We start from the raw sequence: 1,335 nt of genomic DNA on the forward strand, positions 1-1,335 counted from the left end.
CGGCGTGGCGCCGCCGGCCATCGCAAAACCCGCGACAGTCTGCGGCGACAGCCAGTAATCGGCGCCGGCCGCAATGCCGGCGAGCCGGCTGGTTGCGGTGGCGGAGCCGAGCGAAGCATTGCCGTCGGTGGTCTGTGCGCCGCCGAAGCCGGCCCCCCACACACTCCAATGCGGCACGAACGGCGCCGCAGCGCTCTTGGTGATCATCGCGTAGGCGTCGGACGCCGAGCCGCGCACGGGGCGATCAGCGTACGCCATCGGACCTGACGCTGCATCCCGCCCGCTGCGGCCGTTGCTCGACGGATCGGTCAGCACGCCCAGGAACTGGGTCATGGCACTGAACGTCGACTGCTGCGCGCCGGTCGCCGTTTCGCCGGAGGCGATGCTGAGCCCGGCCGGCGTCAGCGCACCGAACACGATCGGAATGCTGCCGTTGCGCGCGAAGTAAGTGCTGAGTGCGTTGGCGACCTGGGTCTGGTTGCCGGTGAGGCCGCCGTTGACTCCCGACGACGGGCCCGATGGGTCGGACGTATAGTCGAGCACAAGGTTGAGGTAGGCATTGTTGGCGTCGTAGCCGAGGCTCGATCTGAAGCCGGCCGGCAGATTGGTATTGACCAGCGTGCCGAAGGTGCCGACCACACCGCCGGTCGCATTGACGATCGTGTACTGCCGCTCGACATAGCCGCCACTGGCGAACGACGCGTTCACGGTGGCGCCGCCGAGCGTCGCTGTGCCCGAAACGTTGACGCGGTCGGCGCTGGTCGGCGACACCTCGACCATGTAGCTCGATGCCGCCGTAAAGGTCAGGTTGCCGCTGACATCCAGCGTGCCGATCGAATTGCCCGGCGCCAGCGCGCCGCCGTTGATCAGCGTGGTGCCGACCGTGCCGTTGCCGCCAAGTGCTGCGCCGGAATTCACCGTCGTCAGCGATGACGAGGCGATCGAGCCGTTGACGCTGAGCGTGCCGGCCTCGACCGTGGTGGCGCCGGTGTAGCTGCTGACGCCGGTCAGCGACAGGTTGCCGGCGCCACGCTTGATCAGATTGCCGCCACCCGAGATCGCGCCGCCGAAGCTGGTCGCGTCGGAACGATTGAAGGCGAGCGTGGCGTTGTTGGTGACATCGCCGAGGATCGATCCCGACGTGCCGCCGTCGCCGATCTGCAAGGTGCCTCTGGAGACGGTGGTGCCGCCGGTGTAAGTATTGGTTCCGGTCACCGTGAAAACGCCACTGCCGGCGCTGCCGCCGAAGCTGATCAGATTGCCGGTGCCGGAAATAGCGCCGCTGAACGTGTGGGCGTCGGAACGCGCGAATTCCAGCGTCCCGTTGTTGACGAC

The 1,335-nt window shown here is 67.6% G+C and carries 1 protein-coding gene; it reads right to left on the reverse strand.

What is annotated here, in order from left to right:
* The coding region (locus DYI24_RS26665) for an autotransporter-associated beta strand repeat-containing protein (protein ID WP_205523710.1) at positions 1-1,335 on the reverse strand (1,335 nt) is incomplete at both ends.

The organism is Rhodopseudomonas sp. BR0C11, from assembly GCF_010820945.1.
In the GTDB taxonomy this organism is placed as follows: domain Bacteria; phylum Pseudomonadota; class Alphaproteobacteria; order Rhizobiales; family Xanthobacteraceae; genus Rhodopseudomonas; species Rhodopseudomonas palustris_H.